This is a genomic window from Microvirga calopogonii (assembly GCF_003347665.1).
Taxonomy (GTDB): domain Bacteria; phylum Pseudomonadota; class Alphaproteobacteria; order Rhizobiales; family Beijerinckiaceae; genus Microvirga; species Microvirga calopogonii.
In genome coordinates this window covers 1-15647 of record NZ_QDGA01000001.1, presented here as the reverse complement: position 1 = coordinate 15647, position 15647 = coordinate 1, and the positions used below count along the sequence as shown (strand labels likewise).

Here is a 15647-nt window from a genome sequence, read left to right as displayed (position 1 = left end):
CCGGCTTGTGCAGAAATTATTTTAAGCTTAAAACAATAAGCACGGTATGTCGGGTGGGAATCTCATGAAGACGGCGATCATCGGCGGCGGCCCGGCGGGCCTTTATTTCGCGATCCTGCTGAAGAAGCTTCGGCCGGATTCCGACATCACGGTCTATGAGCGCAACCGCGCCGATGAGACGTTCGGCTTCGGTGTCGTGTTCTCCGACGCGACACTCGACAACTTCGAGAAATACGACCTGCCGAGCTACCAGCGGATCGTGCGGGAATTCGCCTATTGGGACGATATCGCCATCCACTTCCGTGGGACCGAGCACCGGATCGGCGGCAACGGCTTCTGCGGCTGCTCGCGCCGCACGCTGCTTCTGATCCTGCAGGATCGCGCAGAGGAACTCGGCGTCAGGCTGCGCTACGAAGTGGACGTGGATGACGAGAGCCTGTTCGCGGACGCGGATCTCGTGGTCGTGGCCGACGGCATCAACAGCCGCTTCCGGGAGCGCTATGCGGATCACTTCCAGCCGGAGGTGGATCTGCGGCCCAACGAGTTCACCTGGATGGGCTCCACCAAGCCGCTCGACGCCTTCACCTTCATCTTCCAGGAAACCGAGTGGGGGCCGTTCATCGCCCACGCGTACCAATATGAGGCGAACCGCTCGACCTGGGTGTTCGAGACCGATCCCGAGACCTTCGAGCGGGCGGGGCTGAAGGACAAGAGCGAGGCCGAGTCGGCGGCGCTCATGGAGAAGATCTTCGGCTGGTTCCTCGGCGGGCACCGCATTCTCACCAACCGTTCGATCTGGCGCAACTTCCCGATGATCCGCAACAAGCGCTGGGTTATGGGCAACAAGGTGCTGCTCGGCGACGCCAAGGCGTCGGCGCATTTCTCGATCGGGTCCGGCACGAAGCTCGCGATGGAAGATGCCATCGCGCTCTATGAAGCCTTCCGCCGCGATAAGAGCGTCGACGGCGCGCTGTCGCTCTACGAGACCGGACGGCGCGAGGAAGTCGAGAAGACGCAGCATGCAGCCGACGTGTCCCTGGTCTGGTTCGAGCACGTGGCGCGCTTCTGGGATTTCGACCCGGTGCAGTTCGCCTTCGGCGTCATGACCCGGGCTAAGGCGATCACCTACGACAACCTGCGCCTGCGCGCGCCCGACTTCGTGGCCGACGTCGACAAGACGTTCGCCCGTCAGGTGCGCCAACAGGGCTTCGACGTCTCGGTCGAGAATCCGAGCGCACCCATGTTCCAGCCCTTCCGTCTGCGGGAGATGACGATCGCGAACCGCGTCGTCGTTTCGCCGATGGACATGTATTCGGCCAAGGACGGCGTGCCGGGCGATTTCCATCTCGTCCATTACGGCACACGCGCCATGGGCGGCGCGGGGCTCGTCTTCACGGAGATGACCTGCGTGTCGCCGGAAGCGCGCATCACGCTTGGCTGCACCGGGCTGTGGAACGACGAGCAGGAAGCCTCCTGGAAGCGGATCGTCGATTACATCCATGCCAATTCGGGCGCGAAGTTCTGCCTGCAGCTCGGGCATTCCGGGCGCAAGGGTGCCACCAAGCTCATGTGGGAAGGCATGGATCGGCCGTTGGAGAAGGGCGCCTGGGACATCTGCTCCGCATCGCCCATTCCCTATTTCCCGGACAGCCAGGTGCCGCGCGAGGCGACGCGCGCCGACATGGATCTCATCAAGGCGCAGTTCGTCGAGGCTGCCAAGCGCGGCGAGCGGGCCGGGTTCGACATGCTCGAACTCCACTGCGCCCACGGCTACCTGATGGCGAGCTTCCTGTCGCCGCTCACCAACCGCCGGACGGATGAATATGGCGGCTCATTGGAGAATCGCCTGCGCTTCCCACTCGAAGTATTCGATGCCATGCGAGAGGTCTGGCCCGCTCACAAGCCCATGTCGGTCCGCATCTCCGCGACCGATTGGGCGGAAGGCGGAATCACGGGCAACGACGCGGTCGAGATCGCCCGGGCCTTCTCCGAGCACGGTGTCGATCTCGTCGACGTCTCGACAGGCCAGACCGTGCGCGAGGCGCGGCCGATCTACGGCCGCATGTTCCAGACGCCGTTCTCCGATCAGGTGCGCAACGAGGCGCAGGTCGCCACCATGTGCGTCGGCAACATCACGGCGGCCGATCAGGTGAACACGATCCTGGCGGCGGGCCGCGCGGATCTCGTGGCGCTCGGCAGGCCGCATCTGGTCGATCCGTTCTTCACCATGAAGGCCGCCGCGTGGTATGGCGCGAAGGACATTCATTGCCCGCCGCAATATCTCGCCGGCAAGGATCAGATCTTCCGCAATTCGGTGCGCGACCGGCAGGACATGGAAGAACTCAAGGTGAAGGCGAAGCCCAAGACTCGGGCGGAGTTGAAGATGGAGGCCGGCGAGAAGCCTCTCGCGGCGGAATGACATGACCCTGACAACTCTCAAGGGACGGCACGCCCTGGTGACCGGCGGCGGTCGCGGGATCGGCCGCGCCATCGCGGCATCGCTCGTCAAGGCAGGCGCGTCCGTCACCGTCGTCGGGCGCTCTCCCGCATCGCTCGAAGAGGCGATCACGCAGGGCGACGCTCATGCGGCAGCCATCGCCGACGTCACCGATGCATCGGCGGTGCAGCGCGCCGTGCGCGAGGCAATCGATCGCTACGGTCCGGTCGACCTGATGATCGCCAATGCCGGTGCGGCCGCGTCGGCGCCCTTCATGAAATCCGGGCCCGACGTGTTCCGGCAGATGCTGGACGTGAACCTGCTCGGCGTCACCAACATGGTCCAGGCGGTGCTGGGCTCCATGACGGAGCGCGGCTTCGGGCGCATCGTCGCTGTGGCGTCCACGGCAGGGCTCAAAGGCTATCCCTATGTGAGCGCCTATTGCGCGGCCAAGCACGCCGTCATCGGCCTCATTCGTGCGCTTGCGCTCGAGACGGCGAAGACCGGCGTCACGGTCAATGCCGTGTGCCCAGGGTTCACCGATACCGAACTCGTGGCCGAGAGCCTGGAGCGCATCATGGCGAAAACCAACAGAACCCGTGACGAAGCGCTAGGCGAACTCGTGAAGCACAATCCGCAGGGACGGCTGATCGATCCTTCGGAGATCGCCGATGCCGTGCTCTGGCTCTGCGGCGAGGGCGCGCGCTCCGTGACGGGACAGGCCATCGTGGTGGCCGGGGGAGAAATCTGACGATGGACGATCAAGCCATTCCCCTCGACGCCGAGACCAAGGCCGTCGAGCAGCCCGAGGATCACCGGGAGGAGCTGCGCCTCTGGCTGCGGCTTCTCACCTGCTCCACGCTGATCGAGGGCGAGGTGCGCCGCCGCCTGCGCGAGCGCTTCGACGTGACGCTTCCGCGCTTCGACCTGATGGCGCAGCTCGACAAGGCGCCGGACGGCATGATGCTGTCCGATCTTTCGAAGCGGATGATGGTGTCGAACGGCAATCTCACGGGCCTCGTGGACCGGCTCGTCGCGTCGGGACATGTGGTGCGAACCGTCTCGCCCACGGACCGGCGCGCCATGGTGATCAGCCTCACCGAGGAAGGCCGCGCCGAATTCCGCACCATGGCGGGCGAGCACGAGCATTGGATCGCCGATCTCTTTGGTGATCTTTCGCCTAAGGACCGCAACGATCTCATGCGGCTTCTCGCCAAGACGAAGCTGTCCGCAAGACGGGCCATCATGGGAGACGACCAGTGACGCAATTCGCCAACTCCGTCACCCTGCCGCTGTCGGGTTACGAGCCGCGCCATTTCCTGCTCTCGGTCGACGGGCCCGTCGCGACGGTCACGCTCAACCGGCCGGAGAAGAAGAACCCGCTCACCTTCGAGAGCTATCGCGAGCTGACGGACTTCTTCCATGCCTGTGCCAAGGACGAAGGCGTCAAAGCGGTCGTCGTCACGGGATCGGGCGGCAACTTCTCGTCCGGCGGCGACGTGTTCGAGATCATCGGCCCGCTCGTCGAGATGGACACCAAGGGTCTCACGGCGTTCACGCGCATGACGGGCGAGCTGGTCAAGGCCATGCGCGCCGCGCCGCAGCCGATCATTGCGGCCGTCGAAGGCATCTGCGCGGGAGCCGGCGCCATCGTGGCCATGGCGTCGGATCTGCGGCTTGCTGCGCCGGGCGCCAAGGTGGCGTTCCTGTTCAACAAGGTCGGCCTCGCCGGCTGCGACATGGGCGCCTGCGCCATCCTCCCGCGCATCATCGGTCAGGGCCGTGCGTCGGAACTGCTCTATACCGGTCGCTTCATGAGCGCCGAGGAGGGCGAGCGCTGGGGCTTCTTCAGCCGGCTTGTCGAGACTCCCGATCTTCTTGCCGAGGCCGGCAAGCTCGCCCGCGCCATCGGCACCGGGCCGACCTACGCCAACACCATGACGAAACGCATGCTTGCCATGGAATGGGCCATGTCGGTGGAGGAGGCCATCGAGGCGGAGGCCGTGGCCCAGGCGTTGTGTATGACCACGGAAGATTTCGCCCGCGCCTATCGCGCCTTCGCGGCGAAAGAGAAGCCTGTCTTCAAGGGAGACTGACGTGATCGATGCGAGCTTTCTCGCCTGGCCGTTCTTCGAGGATCGCCACCGGCAGTTTGCCGGTGACCTGAACGCCTGGGTGAGCCGGGAAGTCGAACCGCTCGTCGATCACCACGACGTGGACGCCTCCTGCCGTCGCCTCGTGCGGCGACTGGGCGAAGGCGGCTGGCTCAAGGCGGTGGTGCCGCAGGCCTACGGCGGCCTCTCCCCGTCCTTCGATGTGCGCACCCTGTGCCTCGCACGGGAAACCCTTGCCGCCCACGAAGGGCTGGCGGATTTCGCCTTTGCCATGCAGGGACTCGGCACGGGACCGATCACCCTGTTCGGCTCGCAGGCCCTCAAGGAGCAGTACCTGCCGCCCGTGGCGCGCGGCGATGCCATCGCGGCCTTCGCGCTCTCGGAGCCCGAGGCTGGGTCGGATGTCGCTGCCATGAGCACCACCGCCACGCCGGACGGACCGGAGCATGTGCGGATCGACGGCCTGAAGACCTGGATCTCCAACGGCGGGATCGCGGATCATTACGTGGTCTTCGCCCGCTCGGGCGAAGCACCTGGCGCTAAGGGATTGTCCGCCTATGTGGTCGACGCGCAGACGCCCGGATTGAGTATCGAGAACCGCATCGACGTCATCGCGCCGCATCCGCTCGCCACGCTGCGCTTCGAAGGCTGTCGGGTACCGCTCACGAAGCGCGTCGGCGGTCCGGGAGAAGGCTTCAAGGTCGCCATGGCGACCCTCGACGTGTTCCGCTCCACGGTCGGAGCGGCGGCCCTGGGTCTCGCGCGCCGCGCCCTGGCCGAGGCGTTGCGGCATGCGTCTTCGCGCAAGCTCTTCGGGGCGCCGCTCGGCGACCTGCAGATGACGCAGGCCGCGCTCGCCGACATGGCGACGGGCGTGGACAGCGCCGCGCTTCTCGTCTACCGCGCCGCCTGGACCAAGGACCAGGGGGCGCCGCGTGTCACGCGCGAGGCCGCCATGGCCAAGATGCACGCGACGGAAACGGCCCAGAGCGTGATCGACAAGGCCGTACAGATCTTCGGTGGCCTTGGCGTCACCAGGGGCGTGAAGGTCGAAGAACTCTACCGGGAAATCCGTGCCTTGCGCATTTACGAGGGCGCCACCGAGGTCCAGAAGGTCGTGATCGCGCGCGAACTCCTGAAGATGCTGGAAGCGCAGCGCGCCCGGGATCTCGGCACCGCACCAGGTCAATAAGGGAGGAAGAACGATGACAGCCGCTTTGGAAGGCACTCCCATGCCTGACATCGACGATGGGCCCGAGGTCCTGAACCCGAAGCACTGGCGGGTGCCGAAGGGCTATGCCAACGGCATGATGGGCGAGGGCAGGGTGCTGGTGACGGGCGGCATCGTCGGCTGGGACGAGAAGGAGGTGTTCGCCGACGGCTTCGTCGCGCAAGCCCGCCAGATCTTCGAGAACATCCGGGCCATTCTGGCCGAGGGGGGCGCCGAGCCCCGGCACCTCGTGCGGCTGACCTGGTATGTGGTCGACATCGACGAATACCTCGCCCATCTTCGCGAGCTTGGCCGCGCCTATCGGGAGGTGTTCGGTGCACATTACCCGGCCATGGCTCTCGTCCAGGTGGTGCGGCTCGTCGAAAAGGCGGCCCGGATTGAGATCGAGGCGACAGCTATCGTTCCAAGCAAGCGTTAGCAGGTTGCGGGTTTGGGATGTGTCGAGAAGGGCTTTACGACCTCCCATGTCATGGCCGGGCTTGTCCCGGCCATCCCGCTTCTGTTAAGCGCCGCGCTCTTCCAATCGAGATCACCGGCACAAGGCCGGTGATGACGTCGAGGTGGGAGTTTTATAAAGCGTCCGAACAGTGATGAATGCGGTCCTCCTATAATGTATGATGTGCTGCCTCAATGAACTTCGGAGGGCCTTGCGACAGTCTTGCAAGTGTTGCAGGAAAGCCTGATTCTTCGACAACTTTGCGAATGCCTACAAAAACGCCTGTTTTGAGCTAGTATTACATTTCTGGTTTGCGGTGAATGGCGCCTGGAATCAGGTTCACCCGCAGGTCTTCTATGCTGCACTCCAAAACCGACAGGTTCGCCGTTCCTTCGTCGAGCGAGGTCGCCGACGATGCCGAGATGTTCGAGTTGGCCCCCGTATCCCTCTGGCTCGAGGATTACAGCGGGCTCAAAGAGCTGTTCTCGCAATGGCGCGAGGCCGGGGTGACGTCGCTGCGAGATCACCTCATGGAGGACACGGCGCGTGTGGAGGCCTGTTCGAGCCTCATTCGCGTCATCAAGGTTAACCGCAAGACTCTCAGCCTGTTCGAAGCCGAAGACCTGTCGCATCTGGTGAGCAATCTCAGCCGGATCTTCCGCAATGACATGCTGAAGACCCACATCGACGAGCTTGTGCAGCTTTGGGACGGTCACACGGAGTTCTTCAGCCATACCGTGAACTACACCCTGTCGGGCAAGCGGCTCGACATCCAGCTCAAGGGCAGCTTGCTGCCGGGCCACGGCGACCGGTGGGACCGTGTTCTGATCGCCATCGAAGACGTGACCGAGCGCGAGACGGCGCGTCGTCAGCTTGCCGCCAGCGAGACCTATGCCCTGGGCCTGTTCGAGCATTCGCCCGTGTCCCTGTGGGTGGAGGATTTCAGCAGCGTCAAGCATCTCCTCGACGACGTGCGCCGCCAGGGGATTACCGATTTTCGCGTCTTCACCGATGTGCATCCGGAATTCGTCACGCGCTGCATGAGCGAGATCCGCGTGATCGACGTCAACCGGCACACGCTCGAACTCTTTTCGGCGCCCGACAAGCACACCCTTCTGATGCGACTCGGCGACGTGTTCCGCGACGAGATGCGGGAGCATTTCCGGGAGCAGCTGATCGACCTCTGGAACGGCAAGATTTTCCAGCAGCGCGAGGTCGTCAATTATTCCCTGTCCGGCGACGAGCTGCATCTTCACCTGCAGTTCTCCGTGCTGCCCGGCTATGAGAATGACTGGTCGCAGGTTCAGGTGGCGCTGACCGATATCACGGCCCGCAAGCGCGCCGAGGCCTATCTGGAATATCTCGGCAAGCACGACGTGCTGACCAAGCTCTACAACCGCTCCTTCTATGTGGACGAGCTCAACCGCCTGGAGCGCAAGGGCCCGTTCCCGGTTTCCGTCGTCATCATCGACCTCAACGGCCTGAAGGCGGCGAACGACCAGCTCGGACACGCGGCAGGCGATGCGCTGCTGCGCCGCGCCGGCGAGGTGCTGAGCAAGGCTGTTGACAAACCGTCCTACGCCGCACGCATCGGCGGCGACGAGTTCGCTCTCCTGATGCCCGGCACGGACGAGCGGGATGCCAAGGTCGTGACGGGCAGCATCGAGAACCTGCTCGAAGTGAACAACCAGTTCTATACCGGCCTGCCTCTGCGCTTCGCCATGGGCGCCGCGACGAGCCAGCCGGGCGAGAGGCTGGAGGCGGTCGTAAAGCGCGCGGACCTCCTCATGTACGAAGCCAAGCGCGCCTATTACGCGGCGACCGCGGGGTAGGGGCCTCGGTGCCTCTCCAGCGTGTTGCAGGAGCTGGAAATGATGCTTCCTGCCACCTCTCCGCTGTCATGGCCGGGCTTGTCCCGGCCATCTCGATCGGAAGAGCTCTGCACCTCAATCAATCGGGATCACCGGCACAAGGCCGGTGATGACGAGCGGGGATAACGGATTTTCACAACCCGATCTCGACGATTTCGGCCGTCGTCTGGCCGACAGGCACCACGTCGCCGATTTCCCTGCCCATGAGCGCCTGCGCGAGAGGGGACACATAGGACAGGCTTCCCTTGGCGGGATCGGCCTCGTCCTCGCCGACGATCCGATAGGTCTGGCGGCGGCCGTCCTCGCGTTCGAAGGTGACGCGGGCGCCGAAGCGGACATGAGCGGCGTCCGTGGGAGGCGGCACCACTTCGGAGGATGCCCGACGGGCGGACCAGTAGCGCAGGTCGCGGTTGAGGCGTGCTACCTCGGCCTTGTCGTCGGCGGCTTGGGCCGCGTCAAGGCGCTTGTGCAGGGTCTCGATTTCCGCGTCCATCTGGGCCAGCCCCGAGGGCGTGACGAGATGATGCGGACTGATCATCCGGTCGGGAAGGTCCTCGAAGGCTTCTCCACCCTCGGTTTCACGAACAAAGGCACGGCTCATTACGTCTCCTCCGCTCTTCGGAAGGAAACGGTTCGAGGTTCGCTAAGGTTTCCGGTGCTAACCCTTATGGCTTGGCTTGGATCCGCCTTGTCGCAGGCGGCCGACGATGCCGCCCGGAAAGGCGTAGACGCTGACGATGAACAGCGCGCCGAGCCACAGGAGCCAGCGGTCCGGGTGGATCAGATTGGGAAGGAGCGGAAGACCCGCCAGCGCGGCACTTCCAGCGCCCATCAGCACCTGCAGGTAGCTCTGAGCCAGGACGAACAGCGCGGCCCCGATGACCGCGCCGTACATGGTGCCCATGCCGCCGATGACGACCATGAGCAGGATGTCGATCATGATCGAGAAGGACAGGGTGGTGTCGGGCCCGTTGTAACGCAGCCACAAGGCCAGGAGCGCACCGGCGATCGTGGCGGCGAGCGCCGAGATAACCGAGGCCGCCGTCCGGTAGGCCACGACCCGGTAGCCGAGCGCCTCGGCGCGGAACTCGTTCTCGCGGATCGCCTGCAGCACGCGCCCGAAGGGCGAGTTCACGATGCGCAGGAGAATCAGGAAGACGATGAGCGAGACGAAGAACACGAGGTAATAGGCGAGGAGCCGCCCGTTGATCGCGGTGCCGAAGAGCGGCTCCGACAGGAGCCGGAAGGCCGGGCGCAAAGCCTGCGGCAGCTGGAACGACAACCCGTCCTCGCCGCCGGTCACGTCCGACAGCTGCGAGGCGAGAACCGCAGCCGCGGAGGCGACCGCCAGCGTGATCATCGAGAAGAAGATGGCTCGCACCCGCAGCGACAGGAGGCCGATGGCGATGGCAAGCAGCGCGGACAGGGCGAGCGCCGCGACGAGGCCGATGGCGGCCGAACCCCAGGTCGGGCCGAGACGTTCCAGCGCGATGGCGATTCCGTAGCCGCCGATGCCGAAGAACATGGTGTGGGCGAAGGACACGATGCCGGAATAACCGAGCAGCAGGTCGTAGCTCGCGACCAGCACGACGAAGACGCAGATCTTCGCCGCCGTGCCGACCGGCTGGCTGCCGGAGAACAGGAACGGCGTCGCGGCCAGCAGCAACAGGATGGCGAGGAGGACGGCGCTCAGCACCTTCGAGCGCGGCATGTCCGAGGACAGGAGCATGCTCAAGAGGCCGCCGCGCCGGCGGGTCTCGTCGAAGGGAAGGGCGAGGGCAGAGGTGGGAGATGTACTCATCGGCGGGCCACCGGGAACAGGCCCTGCGGACGCCAGATCAGGACGAGGGCCATGACGAGGATGTTGGAGATCAGAGCGAGCTTCGGCTCGATGAAGCCGACGTAATTGGCGACCAGCGCGACGAGGATCGAGCCGACGAAGCAGCCGCCGACGGAGCCGAGACCGCCGATGATGATGACGATGAAGACGAGCACCATCACCTCCATGCCCATGCCGGCGGTGAGCGTCTGGCGGTAGAACGCCCACATGACGCCACCGAGGCCGGCGAGAGCGGAGCCTGCGATGAAGACGCTGACGAAGAGGCGGCGGATGCGGTAGCCGAGCGCCTCGACCATCTCGGGATTTTCCACACCGGCACGGATCAGCAGGCCGATGCGGGTGCGGTTGAGGAGGAGCTGCATCCCGATGAAGACCACGAGGCCGATGGCGACCGCGACGACCCGGTAGCGCTCCATGACGATGTCGCCGAGCACGAAGGCGCCGCGAAGCGATTGCGGCAACGGGATCGGGATCGGCGAAGCGCCCCAGATGGCGTGGATGAGCTGCTCGGTCACGATCAGCCCGCCCATGGTGACGAGGATCTGCTTCAGGTGGCTGCCATAGACCGGGCGCACGATGACGCGCTCGAAGACGGCGCCGGCGACGCCGGTCACGGCCATGGCGACGAGGATGCACAGGAGCAGCAGGGCGAGATTGAGCCCGATGGAATCCGCCGTCGCCCAGCCGGCGAGGGGGCCGAGCACGAGGAGCGTCGCGTAGGCGCCGAGCGAGATGAACACGCCGTGGCCGAAATTGATGATGTCCATCAGGCCGAAGACCAGGGTGAGGCCCGAGGCCATGAGGAAGATCATCATGCCCATGGCAAGGCCCGCTACGGTGAGCGTCACCCAGGTCGAGGGGCTGCCGACGAAGGGCAGGGCCAGGAGGGCGAGCGCCGGGATCAGGAGGAGCGGCATCCAATCGGTCCTGGCGCGGGGCAGCTCGGTCGGGGCGGAGGCTTCAGCGGTCAGGTCGCTCATTGATGCGCATCCAGGGAAAGGCCGAGCAGGCGCTGCTGCAGGGCGGTGTCGGCGACGAGATCGCTCATGGCGCCGGAATGCACGATGCGCCCGTCATCCATGACCACCACGTTGTCGCCGAGCGCCGAGGCGGCATAAAAGTTCTGCTCCACGAGCAGGATCGTCTCGCCCGAGCCCTTCAGCGCCTTGAAGGCCTCGATCATGGAACGCACCATCACGGGCGCGAGACCCTTGGTCGGCTCGTCGATGAGCAGCAGGCGGCGCGGCTCCGCGATGGCGCGGGCGATGGCGAGCATCTGCTTCTGACCGCCGGAGAGATTGCCCGCCGGCAGGTTCCAGAACCGCTTGAGGGCGGGGAACAGTCCGAGGATCCAATCGAGGCGCGTCTTGTCGACCGGCCCGCTGCGGGCGGCGAGCACGATGTTCTCGCGTACGGTCAGGTCGGTGAAGATGCCCATGGATTCGGGCACATAGGCGATGCCGGAACGCGCGATGTCCGGCGTGGCGCTCGCCGTGATGTCGCGGCCGTCGAAACGGATGCGGCCGGAGGAGGCCTGCCACAGGCCCATGATCGTGCGCAGGGTCGTGGTCTTGCCCGCGCCGTTGCGGCCCAGCAGCATGGTCAGCTCACCGGCAGGCACGGAGAAGTCCACGCCATGCAGGATGTGATAGGGGCCGATATGCGTGTGCACGTCGCTTAAGCGGAGGAGGGGCTCAGGCACGGGTGACCTCCACGCCGAGATAGGCTTCCTGCACCACCGGCGAGGCGATGACCTCGGCAGGCTCGCCGTCGGCCACGAGCGTGCCGTTGTGCAGCACGATGATGCGGTCGGAGAGCGAGCGCACCACGTCCATCTTGTGCTCCACGAGAAGCACGGTGGCGTCGCCGCGCTGCTTGATGTCGTGGATGAGTTCGAGCACGGTCGGCACCTCGTCGACGCTCATGCCGGCGGTCGGCTCGTCGAACATGAACACTTTCGGCTCCATGGCGATCAGGAGCGCCACTTCGAGCTTGCGCTGGTCGCCATGCGAGAGCGCCTTCGGGGCGATGTGGCGCTTGTCCGCCAACCGCACGCGTTCCAGGATGCTCTCCGCCTTCTCGATCAGGTCGCGGCGCGAGTTCCACACCTTGAACAGGGACCAGCCCGCCTCGGCGCGGCTCTGCACGGCAAGGCGCACGTTCTCGAGCGCGGTCAGCTGCGGAAAAAGATTGGTGAGCTGGAACGCACGTCCGAGACCGCGCTTCGCCCGTGCGGAGGCGGGAAGCGAGGTGATGTCCTCACCCTCGACGATGACCTGGCCCGACGTGGCCCGCAGCTGACCCGAGATGAGATTGAAATAGGTCGTCTTGCCCGCGCCGTTCGGGCCGACGATGGCCGTGAGCGTGCCGGGGGTGAACCGGCACGACACGTCGTTGACGGCCACATGGCCGCCGAAACGAATGGTAAGCCCGCGCGTTTCGAGCGCGGGCGTCGTTGCTGTCGATAATGTCACGTGGGCTCAGCGCTTGTTGCGAACCGGGATCGGCATCTTGTCGGCCGGGATGGTGGCGACGAGATCGAGCAGGTCGTTCGCGTCCTTGCCGTTGGCCTTGACCTTGAAGTGATACATCTCCTGCAGGGCCTGATGGTCTTCCTTGCGGAAGGTCATGGGACCCTTCGGCGTCTCGAAGGTCATGCCTTCCATGGCCGCGATCAGCTTCTCGGTGTCGGTTCCGCCCGCCTTCTGGATAGCCGTGACGGCCGCGGAGGCGGCGGCGAAACCGCCCGCCGTGAAGAAGTCCGGCGGAGCGTTGTAGCGCTTCTGGTGCTCGGCCACGAGCCAGTCGTTCATCGCGTTCTTCGGGAAGGCATAATAGTAGTACACCGCGCCTTCCATGCCGGGATAGTTCTTGTAGATCTGCATGGCCGGCAGGATGTTGCCGCCGGGCGCGATCTCGATGCCGAAGCGCTCCGGCTTCAGATCGGCGATCTTCGGCAGCGGGTGCTGTCCGGCCCAGATGATGTTGATGATCTTCTTGCCCGGCTTGTCCTTGAGCGCATCGAAGATGCGCTGGGCCGAGGCCGTGAAGTCGGTGGCGTTCTGCGGCGCGTATTCCTCGAACACGACCTTCGCGTTCGGACGGATCTCGGCGAGCGCGCTCTTCAGGGCCGCGACGCCGTCCTTGCCGAAGGCGTAATCCTGGGCGAGCGTTGCGATGGAAACCTCGCCGCTCGCCGGAACGGCGGCTGCGGCGCCGTAAGCGTCCTGGGTCGAGTTGCGGCCGGTGCGGAAGATGAAGCGGTTCCACTTCTCGCCCGTGATCGCGTCGGCCACGGCGGGCTCCACGATCAGCACCTTGCCGTTTTCTTCCGCGACCGGCAGCATGGCGAGAGCCGCAGCGGACGACGTGGTACCGACCGCGAGATCGACATTGTCGTCGTTGTAGGCCTGCTCCAGCAGGGTCTTGGCGAGGTCGGCCTTGAGCTGGTCGTCCTTCACGATCACGTTGATCTTGCGGCCGTTGATGGCCATCGTGCCCTTCGTGAGATACTCCAGGCCCATCATGAAGCCGGCTTCGGTCTGCTTGGCATAAGCTTCGAGCGGCCCGGTCTTGCCGGCGATCAGCGCGATCTTGATGTCTTGGGCGAAGGCCGTGGAGGCAAAGAGAATGCCTGCCGTTGCGGCAGCGATTGTAAGCTTCAGGCGCATCGAACTCCCCGTGTTTTATGGGGCCATTGATGGTGCTGCCCTGTGCCCTGTCAAGTTGGACTCTCGGACCATCCGCAGGGAAAATGACACGATGTAACCGTGTCGGTTCAGGCTTCCGGCAGCACGGGCGTTTCGATGTCCTTCGCCACGCGTCCGCGCCGGGCGGCTTCTCGCTCCAGCAGGATCAGCGCCACCCCGGCGGCGCAGATGACGGCGGCGCCGACGAGTGTCCAGAAACCGACCACGTCGCCGAAGAAAAGATAGCCGAGGACGATGGCCCACACGATCAGCGTGTACTGATAAGGCGCGACGACGGAGGCCGGGGCGATCTTCAGTGCGCGGTTGACGCAGACATGGGCTGCCATGGACACGATGCCGAGCAGGAACAGGCCCGCCAGGTCGAGTGGTCCCGGCGTCACCCAGGCGAGGGGAGCCGCGACGAGGCCGAAGATCAGCGCGCCGAGAATCTGGCCGAAGACGAGAGTTGCGTCGTCGGTGTCCCGCAGCTTGCGGGTGGTGATCATCAGGAGCGAGTAGAACAGGCTTCCCGCCAGCGCGATGAGGGCCGGCAGGGACAGGGTGGCGGGCGACGGTCGCAGGGCGATGAGAACGCCGACGAAACCGATCCCGATTGCGAAGATGCGCGGCTTGTCAATCTTTTCGCCGAGCCAGAACGCCGCGAAGGCCGCCACATAGATCGGCCCCGCAAGATAATAGGTCATCACGTCGGCGAGCGGCAGATAGGTCACCGCCCAGTAGAAGCACGCGACTTCGAGGGTCGAAAGCGTGATGCGGACCGCATGAAGGCCCGGCTGCGGCGGGATGGCGAAGGGCACCTTCCGTTGGCGCATCAGGGGCAGGAGAACCATGAGGGCCGCGATGCTGCGCAGAAGCAGGACCTGCCCGACGGAATAGGTGGCGACGAGCCATTTCCCCATGACGTCGTTCATGGCGAACATGAACACGCCCAGCAGCATCAGGCCGATGCCGACGAGGGTGCCCGAACGAACGATTTGCGCGGAGGATGAACCGGAGTGACTCATGGGGCGCATACATGAGCGATGCGCCGCCAATGCACAAGCATTGTCGGACACGACCTTAGTCAGAGGAGAGTTCGGTGTGTGCGCGTTGCGCAGGTTGATCGGCGATGCACTCCCAGCCTCTCTCACGTCATCACCGGCCTTGTGCCGGTGATCCCGATCCGTAGAGCGCCGCGCTTCACCGTATCGGGATGGCCGGCACAAGGCCGGCCATGACGTGGGAGGGGGTCATTGCGGGGCGAGCGTAAGCGAGAGCCCGGAACCCATAACCACTAACGATGCCGGAAAAGAGTGTGACGCGGCTCGTACTTTCTTGAGCCGCCGTGATTATGGGTTCCGGGTTTGCCTGCGGCGCCCCGGAATGACAGGGAGGCAACACTGAACGCCATGACACGAGGTGCAATGCCCTAAAACGTCTTCGCCCCGTTCACCGGCAGCATGATTGCGTAGAGCGATGTGGTGGCGCAGATGTAGAGCCGGTTCCGCTTCGGTCCGCCGAACACCACGTTCGCCACGGTTTCCGGAACGAGGATCTTGCCGATCAGCGTGCCGTCGGGGTCGTAGCAATGCACCCCGTCTCCCGCACTGGTCCAGATCCGTCCCGCGTCGTCCAGGCGGAAGCCGTCGAACAGGCCTGCCGTGCAGGTGGCGAAGACCTTGCCGCCCGAGAGGCTCCCGTCTGCACTCACGTCGAAGACGCGGATATGGCGCGGGCCGTCCTTGACGTGGGTCGCGCCGGTATCGGCCACGTAGAGACGCGTCTCGTCGGGCGAGAAGGCGATGCCGTTCGGACGGACGAAATCGTCGCCGACGATGCGGACATCGCCCGTCTGGGGATCGATGCGGTAGACGTGGCAGGCACCGATTTCGCTCTCGGCCTTGTGACCCTCGTAATCGGAGTCGATGCCGTAGGCCGGATCGGTGAACCAGATCGAGCCGTCCGACTTCACCACCACATCGTTCGGAGAGTTGAGGCGCTTGCCCTGATACTGGCTCGCCAGCACGGT

At 64.9% G+C, this 15647-nt stretch carries 15 protein-coding genes; 7 read left to right on the top strand and 8 right to left on the bottom strand.

Going from position 1 to position 15647, the window contains the following annotated elements:
* Positions 1 to 64 precede the first annotated feature (64 nt).
* From DDF70_RS00075 to DDF70_RS00045, 7 genes are all read left to right on the top strand, one after another.
* Positions 65 to 2419: a bifunctional salicylyl-CoA 5-hydroxylase/oxidoreductase gene (locus DDF70_RS00075; RefSeq protein ID WP_114943262.1), complete on the top strand. Its 2355-nt coding sequence runs from the start codon at positions 65 to 67 to the stop codon at positions 2417 to 2419.
* A 1-nt stretch (position 2420) separates the two neighbouring features.
* Complete coding sequence (locus DDF70_RS00070) at positions 2421 to 3188, top strand: SDR family NAD(P)-dependent oxidoreductase (RefSeq protein WP_114942832.1); 768 nt, start codon at positions 2421 to 2423, stop codon at positions 3186 to 3188.
* A 2-nt stretch (positions 3189 to 3190) separates the two neighbouring features.
* A complete protein-coding gene (locus DDF70_RS00065) occupies positions 3191 to 3700 on the top strand; it encodes a MarR family winged helix-turn-helix transcriptional regulator (protein WP_114942831.1) in 510 nt (169 codons plus the stop codon).
* Positions 3697 to 4533 (top strand): enoyl-CoA hydratase family protein, encoded by an 837-nt coding sequence (locus DDF70_RS00060; protein ID WP_114942830.1) that lies wholly within the window; start codon positions 3697 to 3699, stop codon positions 4531 to 4533. The genes DDF70_RS00065 and DDF70_RS00060 overlap by 4 nt, the downstream gene beginning before the upstream one ends.
* A gap of 1 nt (position 4534) precedes the next feature.
* Complete coding sequence (locus DDF70_RS00055) at positions 4535 to 5743, top strand: acyl-CoA dehydrogenase family protein (protein ID WP_114942829.1); 1209 nt, start codon at positions 4535 to 4537, stop codon at positions 5741 to 5743.
* A 40-nt stretch (positions 5744 to 5783) separates the two neighbouring features.
* Complete coding sequence (locus DDF70_RS00050; RefSeq protein ID WP_245435310.1) at positions 5784 to 6200, top strand: RidA family protein; 417 nt, start codon at positions 5784 to 5786, stop codon at positions 6198 to 6200.
* A gap of 374 nt (positions 6201 to 6574) precedes the next feature.
* Entirely contained in the window at positions 6575 to 8050 is a 1476-nt protein-coding gene (locus DDF70_RS00045) for a sensor domain-containing diguanylate cyclase (RefSeq protein WP_114942827.1), read from the top strand.
* Between the two features lie 172 nt (positions 8051 to 8222).
* Here DDF70_RS00045 and greA read toward each other — a convergent pair whose 3' ends face one another.
* From greA to DDF70_RS00005, 8 genes are all read right to left on the bottom strand, one after another.
* Positions 8223 to 8690: a transcription elongation factor GreA gene (greA, locus tag DDF70_RS00040; protein ID WP_114942826.1), complete on the bottom strand. Its 468-nt coding sequence runs from the start codon at positions 8688 to 8690 to the stop codon at positions 8223 to 8225.
* Between the two features lie 57 nt (positions 8691 to 8747).
* Positions 8748 to 9818, bottom strand: coding sequence for a branched-chain amino acid ABC transporter permease (locus DDF70_RS00035; RefSeq protein ID WP_114943261.1), 1071 nt, complete (start codon positions 9816 to 9818; stop codon positions 8748 to 8750).
* 68 nt (positions 9819 to 9886) lie between these two features.
* Positions 9887 to 10909, bottom strand: coding sequence for a branched-chain amino acid ABC transporter permease (locus DDF70_RS00030; RefSeq protein ID WP_114942825.1), 1023 nt, complete (start codon positions 10907 to 10909; stop codon positions 9887 to 9889).
* Positions 10906 to 11631, bottom strand: a complete 726-nt coding sequence (locus tag DDF70_RS00025) for an ABC transporter ATP-binding protein (protein WP_114942824.1) — start codon at positions 11629 to 11631, stop codon at positions 10906 to 10908. The genes DDF70_RS00030 and DDF70_RS00025 overlap by 4 nt, the downstream gene beginning before the upstream one ends.
* On the bottom strand, positions 11624 to 12403 hold the full coding sequence (locus tag DDF70_RS00020) for an ABC transporter ATP-binding protein (protein WP_114942823.1): 780 nt from the start codon (positions 12401 to 12403) through the stop codon (positions 11624 to 11626). Before DDF70_RS00020 ends, DDF70_RS00025 begins: the two co-directional genes overlap by 8 nt.
* Positions 12404 to 12409: 6 nt before the next feature.
* Positions 12410 to 13600 (bottom strand): substrate-binding domain-containing protein, encoded by a 1191-nt coding sequence (locus DDF70_RS00015; RefSeq protein ID WP_114942822.1) that lies wholly within the window; start codon positions 13598 to 13600, stop codon positions 12410 to 12412.
* A gap of 107 nt (positions 13601 to 13707) precedes the next feature.
* The gene (locus tag DDF70_RS00010) at positions 13708 to 14643 is read right to left on the bottom strand and encodes a DMT family transporter (protein ID WP_114942821.1); all 936 of its coding nucleotides are present in this window, start codon (positions 14641 to 14643) and stop codon (positions 13708 to 13710) included.
* Positions 14644 to 15047: 404 nt separating this feature from the next.
* On the bottom strand, positions 15048 to 15647 hold a 600-nt coding region (locus DDF70_RS00005; protein ID WP_162820160.1), incomplete at its 5' end, for an SMP-30/gluconolactonase/LRE family protein.